We start from the raw sequence: 8,435 nt of genomic DNA, 5'->3' as shown, positions 1-8,435 counted from the left end.
GCAAGCACCGCCGCCACGGCGGGAACATCCAGGTCCTCACCGCACCTGATGGATGGCCGCTATGGACCAGCGACGTGCGGCCGGGCCGCGAGCACGACACCCGCTGCGCCCGTACCCACCCCGGGCTGCTCGAGGGCCTGGCCGCGTTCACCGACGACACCCACGCCGCGCTGGGCGACCTCGGCTACGAAGGCGAAGCCGACCGGCTCACCGTGCCCATCAAACTCGCCCCCGGCCGCGGGCAGACGGTCAACCAGCGCACCGTCAACACCCTGCACTCAGCCCTTCGTGCTCTGGCCGAACGCGGAAACGCCCTGCTCAAGACCACCTTCGCCGCGTTGCGGCGAGTCACGCTATGTCCCTGGCGCACCGGCGCGATCACCGCAGCTGCGCTCGTACTACTCCACACCGAGTACGACCGCACGACATGATCAACCCGCTACTGAGAACACCTCAATGGGTCGGACAGTGCGGCGGCGTCGCGGAGGAACGGCAGCGGAGCCTCGGCGGAATCGCCGTGGAATCACCGTGGAATCGCCGTCGAATCCCGGAGACATCTCAGGGACGTCGTGGAGGAATCGCGGCGGAATCGTGCGGTCGTCGCTCGTCCCGACGGTAGGTCCGATCCCGTGGCGTCGATCCGGCCGGACACGTCACAGGGGGGTTCCAGGGGGTGGGCAGGGGGTGGGGAATCCGTTCAGGACTGAGGATTCGCCGGTCCCGTCGCACCTACCGTCACGCCGGATCTCGACCCAGGGAGACGGCATGTTGCGCACAGAGCTGATCCGGCCGCTGCACGAGCTGGTCGCCGGGCACGCCTCGGAGCGGGGCGACACGGTCGCCTTCGCCGACCGGGTCCGGTCGGTGACCTACGCCGAGCTGCACGTGCGCACGGGTCGGCTCGCCGGGCACCTGGCGGCCCTGCGGCTGCATCCCGGCGACCGGGCGGTGATCCTGCAGGGCAACGCGGTCGAGGTGGTCGAGAGCTATCTGGCGGTGCTGCGCGCGTCCGGCGTCGCGGTGCCCTGCAACCCGGCCGGGTCCGCCGACGAGCTCGCGCACGTCCTCGACGACAGCGGGGCCCGGGTCGTGCTCACCGACCCGGCCCACCTGGAGCAGGTGCTCGGCCTGCTGCCCGGTCGGTCCTCGGTGACGGTGCTCGTGACCGGGGACGGGCCGTTGCCGCGGGGGGTCCACGGCTACGAGCGCCTCGCCCGGACCGAGCCCCCGCAGCCCGCCCGCGACGACCAGGACCTCGACGACGTCGCGTTCATGCTCTACACCTCGGGCACCACCGGCAGCCCCAAGGGCGTGCTGTCCACCCAGCGCAGCTGCCTGTGGTCGGTGGCGGCCTGCTACGCGCCGATCGTCGGGCTGGCCGCGGGGGACCGGGTGCTCTGGCCGCTCCCGCTGCACCACAGCCTCGCCCACGTGCTGTGCGTGGTCGGGGTGACCGCGGTCGGCGCGACGGCCCGGCTGATGGCGGCCTTCGACCCGCACGACGTCCTCGCCGAGCTGCGCGCGGGCTCCTACACCTTCCTGGCCGGGGTCCCCGCGATGTACCACCGGCTCGTCGCCGAGGCCCGCGCCGCGGGCGGGGTGCCGAACGGCCTCACCCGGGCCCTCACCGCGGGCTCCATCTGCCCCGGCCCGCTGCGGACCGCGTTCGAGCAGACCTTCGGGGCCCCGCTGCTCGACGGCTACGGCAGCACGGAGACCTGCGGTCTGATGGCGGTCAACTGGCCGACCGGGGCCACCGTCGACGGGTCGTGCGGGCTGCCGGTGCCCGGCATCGCACTGCGCCTGGTCGGCGACGACGGCCGTGACGTCGACGCCGGCGCGGAGGGTGAGGTGTGGGTCCGCGGACCGAACCTCATGGTCGGCTACCACGGCCGCCCGGACGCGACCGCCGAGGCGATGCCCGGCGGCTGGTACCGGACCGGTGACCTGGGCCGGTTCGACGAGGCCGGGTACCTCACCATCACCGGCCGCACCCGCGAGCTGATCATCCGCAGTGGTGAGAACGTGCACCCCGCCGAGATCGAGGACGTGCTGCTCGGCGTGCCGGGCGTGGCCGACGCCGCCGTAACCGGCCGCCCGCACGAGGTGCAGGGCGAGGTCCCCGTCGCGTTCGTCGTCGCCGGGCCCGGTGGTGTCGACCCCGACGCCGCCCTCGCCGCGTGCCGGGAGCGGCTGGCGGCGTTCAAGGTGCCCGAGGAGCTGTTCGAGATCGACCGGGTGCCGCGCACCTCGTCGGGCAAGATCACCCGGCACCTGCTGCTCGACGGTCCGGCCCGGCTGCGCGCCACCGCGGGCGGCCGGCACCGCACGGTGCTGCGGACGTCGTGGACGCCGTTGCCGTCCACCCGCACCGGGGTGCGCGAGCTGCCGCGCCGCTGGTCGGCGGCCGGCGGGGCCCCGGCCGACCTGCACGGGATCGCCGGGGTGCTCGACGCGCTCGGCGTCGACCGCGACGCCGAGGACCCGGAGATCACCGTGCTGGCCGCCGTCGTGCCCCCGGCGGGTGGTCGTGGCGTTCCCGACGCGGCGTCCGTGGCGACGGCGACCCGCGACGCCGACGCGCGTTGCCGTGCACTGCTCGCCGGTCCCGGCCGGGTCGTGGCCGTGACCGTCGGCGCGGTCGACCCCGGCGGTGACCCGGGTGCCCCCGACCCGGCGGCCGCCGCCGTGTGGGGCGGGCTGGCCGCGCTGCAGGCCGAGCACCCCGACCGGCTCGTCCTGCTCGACACCGACGGCACACCCGCCTCGGCCGACGCGCTCGCCCTGGCCGTCGGCACCGACGAGCCGCGGCTGGCGCTGCGCGAGGGGGTCGCCCTGGTCCCGCGGCTGGCCCCGGCCGGCCCGCCCGACGCTGGCACGGCGGCCCCCGACCCCGACCCGCGCGGCGCGGTCGCCGTCGCCGGGGCACCCGGCCCGCGCACCGCGGCGCTGGTCCGCCACCTGGTCCGCGGCCACCGCCTCGGCCAGGTCCTGCTGTGCGGGCCCGACGGGCTCGGCGACCCCGCGATCGCCCGCCTCGCCGGGGAGCTGGACGACCTCGGCGCGGCCTGCGCGGTGCACGACACCGACCCGGCCGACCCCGACGCGCTCGCCGCCGCCCTGGCGTCCGCACCGCGGCCGGTGACCGTGCTGGTGCACGCCGACGGCGAACGGGGTGCCGACCTCGACGCGGTGCTGGCGGGCGCGCTGCACTGCGACCGTGCCTCCCGGTCGGCCGCGCGGGCGCCGGCGCTGGTCCTCACCGGGACCGTGCGGGGTGCGCTCGGTTCGGCCGGGTGCGGCGCGGAGTCGGCGGCCGCGGCGTTCCTGTCCGCGCTCGCCGCGGCCCGGGTCCGCGACGGTCTCGGCGGCTGCGTCCTGGCCTGGGGCGACCCGGAGCCGGAGGTGCCGCCGGCGGCCGGGGTGGGCGCCGTCGCGGTCGAGGAGGTCGCCGCCGCGGCCGACGTGGCGTTGCCCGCCCGCGCCGACGCCGTCGTCGTCCGGCTGGAGGCGACGGAAACGGGGACACCCGGGCCGGTCCCGGTGCTGTTGCGCGGCCTGCTCGAGACCGTCGCGGCCGCGGGCCCCTCGGACCCGGTGCGCGACGCCCTGCGCGCACGGGTGGAACCGCTGGACGAGGCCGGGCGCACCGCGGCGTTCACCGCGATCGTGCGCACGGCACTGGCCGAGACGCTGGGCGTCGACGTGCCGGCGTCACGGGACGGGCGCGCGTTCCGCGAGGCCGGCCTGAACTCGGTGGGTGCGGTGCAGCTGCGCAACCGGCTGGCCGCGGCCACCGGGCTGGAGCTGTCCGCGGCGGTCGCCTTCGACCACCCGACCCCGGCGGCGCTGGCAGCGTTCCTGCGGGCCGGGGTCCTGGGCGAGACGGCGCCGTCACGGCGTGCGCTCCCGGCGCGGCCGCCGTCGGACGACGACCCGGTGGTGCTGGTCGGGACGGCCTGCCGGTACCCGGGCGGGATCGCCTCGCCGGAGGACCTGTGGCGGGTCCTCGACGCCGGCGGGCACGTGATGGGCCCGTTCCCGGACGACCGGGGCTGGGACCTCGCCGCGCTGGCCGGCGGGGCGAGCGCGACCCGGGAGGGCGGGTTCCTGTCCGGCGCCGCCGACTTCGATGCCGCCTTCTTCGGCATCTCGCCGCGGGAGGCCCTGGCCAGCGATCCCCAGCAGCGGCTGCTCCTCGAGAGCGCCTGGGAGCTGTTCGAACGTGCCGGGATCGCCCCGGACTCGCTGCACGGCACCCGGACCGGTGTGTTCGCCGGGGTGATGTACCACGACTACGGCAGCGGTCACGCCGGTCCGCCGCAGGGCACCGAGGCGCACTGGGGCGTCGGCACGGCGGGCAGTGTCGTCTCCGGCCGGATCGCCTACCAGCTCGGGCTGGAGGGGCCGGCGATCACGGTGGACACGGCGTGCTCGTCGTCGCTGGTGGCGCTGCACCTGGCGGCGCAGAGCCTGCGGGCGGGGGAGTGCGACCTGGCCGTCGCGGGCGGCGTCACCGTGATGGCGACGCCGGGCAGCTTCGTCGAGTTCACCCGCCAGGGCGGGCTCGCCCCGGACGGGCGGTGCAAGCCGTTCGCCGAGGCCGCGGACGGCACCGCGTGGTCGGAGGGGGTCGGGCTGCTGCTGGAGCGGCAGTCCGACGCCCTCCGCAACGGTCACGAGGTCCTCGCGGTGCTGCGGGGGTCCGCGGTGAACTCCGACGGCGCGTCCAACGGGCTGACCGCCCCGAACGGGCCGTCCCAGCAGCGGGTGATCGACGCGGCGCTGGCCGCCGCCGGGCTCGGCCCGGACGACGTCGACGTCGTGCAGGCCCACGGCACCGGCACCACGCTGGGGGACCCGATCGAGGCCGAGGCGCTGCGCGTCGCCTACGGCGACCGGTCGGAGGAGCTGCTGCTGGGCTCGGTCAAGGCGAACCTGGGCCACACCCAGGCCGCCGCCGGGGCCGCCGGGGTGATCGCGATGGTGCAGGCGATGCGGCACGGGGTCGTGCCCGCGACCCCCGGGGTGGACGCGCCGTCGTCCGCGGTGGACTGGGCGGCCGGGCCGGTACGGTTGGTGACCGCCGCCGAGAAGTGGCCGGACCGCGACCGTCCGCGCCGGGCCGCGGTGTCGGCGTTCGGGATCAGCGGTACGAACGCCCACGTCGTGCTGGAGCAGGCCCCCGGCAGCGGGACCGGCGCAGCGCGGGAGCCGGCGGGCACCGAGGCGTGGTTCGTCTCGGCCGCCACCCCCGAGGCGCTCGACGCCCACGTCGGCCGGATCACGGCGGTGGCGGGTGGGCTCCCGCGCGGCGACGTCGCGCACGCGCTGGTGCACGGCCGGTCCCGGTTCGAGCACCGCGCGGTGCTGCTCGCCACCGACTCCGGGGTGCGGGAGGTCGCGCGGGGGCGGGCCGTGCCGCGGCGGGTCGCGGTGCTGTTCTCCGGCCAGGGCACCCAGCGTCCGGGGATGGGGCGTGACCTGTACGGGCGCTTCCCCGCCTTCGCCGAGGCGTTCGACGAGGTGCTGGGCCACCTCCGCCCGGGGCTGCGCGAGATCGTGTGGGGCGACGACGCCGAGCGGCTCGCCCGCACCGGTACCGCCCAGCCCGCCCTGTTCGCGTTCCACGTCGCGGCGGCCGCGCTGCTGCGGTCGTGGGGGGTGACACCGGCGCTGGCCGGCGGACACTCGATCGGCGCGCTCGCCGCGGCGCACCTGGCCGGGGTGCTGGACCTGGCCTCGGCCGCCCGGCTGGTCACCGCACGCGGCGAGCTGATGGAGGCACTGCCCGGCGGCGGCGCGATGGTCGCGGTGGAGGCGGGCGAGGACGAGATCGCCGCCCACCTGGGACCGGAGGTGGCGCTGGCCGCGGTGAACGGCCCGTCGGCCGTCGTGCTGTCCGGGGCCGCCGACGCCGTCGACGCGGTCGCGGCGTCGTTCTCCGCCCGCGGCCGCAGGACTGGCCGTTTCCCGGTCTCCCATGCGTTCCACTCGCACCTGATGGAACCGATCAGCGTGCCGCTCCGCGAGGTGCTCGACGGGCTCGACCTGACGCCTGCGCGGATCCCGGTCCTGTCCGACGTGACCGGTACGGTCGTCGACCCGGCGGCGCCCGCCGACCCGGACTACTGGGTCCGGCACGCCCGCGGCACGGTGCGGTTCGCCGGCCTGGTGGCGGCCGCGGCCCGGGCCGGGGTGGACACCGTCGTGGAGCTCGGCCCGGACGCCACGCTGTCCGGTCTGGTGCCCGACGCGCTGCCCGTGCACGGCGACGTGCTGGTCACCCCGCTGTGTCGGGACGGCCGGTCCGAGGTGGACACCGCGCTGACCGCGGCGGCCCGGCTGCACGTCGCGGGCGCCGCGGTGCGCCCCGCGGCGCTGGTGCCGGGGTCCGGGGCGCCGGTGCCGGAGCTGCCGACCTACCCGTTCGACCGTCGCCGGTTCTGGCCCGAACCGCCGGCCGGCGGGGCGGGCGGGGTCCCCGAGGTCCCTGCGCTGTGCGAGGAGTGGGTACCGCTGCAGAATCCGCCGTCGGTCCCGGAGCGGGTCCTGGTGGTCGTCGACGGCGGGCGTCCGGCCGCCGCCCTGACCGGGGTGGGCGCGTCGGTCGGGTTCCTGGACGCGACCGGTCTCGACCGCGCCGCGCTGGCCGCGGCGTTGGCGGACGCCGCGACCGACCCGCCGGACGTCGTGCTGTCGCTGCCCGTCGGGGACACGGCCGACACGGCAGGCGGGGAGGTCCCCGCCTCGCTGCTGCGCCGGGTGACCCTGGCCGGTGCGCTCGTCGACGCCGGGGTGCCCGCCCCGCTGTGGTGCGCGACGACCGGGGCCGTACCGGTGGGGTCCGGGGAGGCCGCCGGAGAGGACACAGCGGACACAGCGGTCGTGAACCCGGAGCAGTGCGCCGTCTGGGGGTGGGGTCGTTCGGCCGCGCTGGAGGACCGACTGTCCTGGGGCGGCCTGGTCGACCTGCCCGCCGAGCCCGGTCCGGCGACGGTCGCGGCACTCGCCTCCGTCCTGACCGGCGCGTCCGGCGAGGACCAGGTCGCGATCCGGGACGGAGCCGCCTTCGGCAGGCGGCTGGTCCCCGCCCCGACCGGGGACCGGGCTGCTCCGGTGTTCCGCGACACCGTGCTGGTCACCGGAGGCACCGGGGGGCTCGGCGCGCACGTCGCCCGGCACGTCGTCCGCCGCGGCGCCGCACACGTGGTCCTGGCCGGCCGCCGCGGCGAGGCCGCCCCCGGCGTGGCCGCGCTGGTGGCCGAGCTGAGCGAGGCCGGGGCCCGGGTCACCGTCGCCGCCTGCGACTGCGCCGATGCCGCGGCGCTGAGGGCCGTCGTCGAGGCGGTACCGGCCGACCTGCCGCTGCGCGCGGTCGTGCACGCGGCCGGGGTCGACACCGGTGACGCCGCCGCCGCGGACCTGACCACCGGGGGGCTCGCCGAGCTGTTCGGGCCCAAGGTCGGCGGTGCCCGCGCGTTGCGGGAGGTCACCGCCGACGCCCCGCTGGAGATGGTGGTGCTGTTCTCCTCCGCCGCCGCCACCTGGGGCGGCGCCGGGCAGGCCGGGTACGCGGCCGCGAACGCCCAGCTCGACGGCATGGCCCAGGCCTGGCGTGACACCGGCGTCCCGGTCGTGTCGCTGGCCTGGGGACCCTGGGCCGGGCAGGGTCTCGCGGGCCGCGACGGCGTCGCCGACCGCATGCGACGTCAGGGTCTGCTGCCGCTGGACCCGCGGGCCGCGATGGCCGCGCTCGACGCCGCGCTCAGCGGAGAGCAGGCCGTGCGCACCGTCGTCGACGTCGACTGGGAGCGGTTCGCCCCCGGGTTCACCGCGGTCCGCCCGAGCCCGTTGCTGGCCGGGGTACCGGACGCGGCGCGGGCGCTCGCCCCGCCGGAGCCGACCGGCCCCGGACCGGCCGCACTGCCCGCGGTGCAACGCCCGGCGGCGGTGCTGGACCTCGTGCGCCGCGAGGTCGCGGCGGTCCTCGGCCACCCCGGCCCGGCCGACGTCGACCCGGACCGGTCGTTCCGGGACCAGGGCTTCGACTCGATGGCGGCGGTGGAGCTGCGCGACCGGCTGCGGGTCCGCACCGGGCTGCCGCTGGCCACGGCCCTGGTGTTCGACCACCCGACCCCGAAGGCGGTCACCGCGCACCTGGTCGCGGCACTCGCCCCGGCGTCGGAGCCGGACCCGTCGCCCGCGGCGGCGGTGGATCGGCTGGAGTCAGCGCTCGCGGCGGGTCTGCCCGACCCGGCCGAGCGCGCCCCGCTCGAACGTCGGCTCGCCGCGGTGCTGGACCGGCTGCGTGCCGGGGACCGGGCCCCCGGCCGGGACGGCGCGCCCGTGACCGGTGGCCCCGACGACGACATCAGGACCGCCGACGTCGACGACCTGCTCGACATCATCGACGCCCAACTCTGACCCGGGCC

At 77.5% G+C, this 8,435-nt stretch carries 2 protein-coding genes; both read left to right on the top strand.

What is annotated here, in order from left to right; genetic code table 11:
- A partial coding sequence (locus Ae505Ps2_RS32775; RefSeq protein ID WP_249265342.1) for a transposase family protein occupies nucleotides 1-431 on the top strand: 431 nt, incomplete at its 5' end.
- A 334-nt stretch (nucleotides 432-765) separates the two neighbouring features.
- The gene (locus Ae505Ps2_RS24505) at nucleotides 766-8,427 is read left to right on the top strand and encodes a type I polyketide synthase (protein ID WP_075554033.1); all 7,662 of its coding nucleotides are present in this window, start codon (nucleotides 766-768) and stop codon (nucleotides 8,425-8,427) included.
- Nucleotides 8,428-8,435 lie beyond the last annotated feature (8 nt).

The sequence above is a fragment of the Pseudonocardia sp. Ae505_Ps2 genome, assembly GCF_001932425.1.
GTDB lineage: Bacteria > Actinomycetota > Actinomycetes > Mycobacteriales > Pseudonocardiaceae > Pseudonocardia.
Note: the sequence above shows the minus strand (reverse complement) of the source record. Positions and strands in the feature narration are given on the sequence as shown.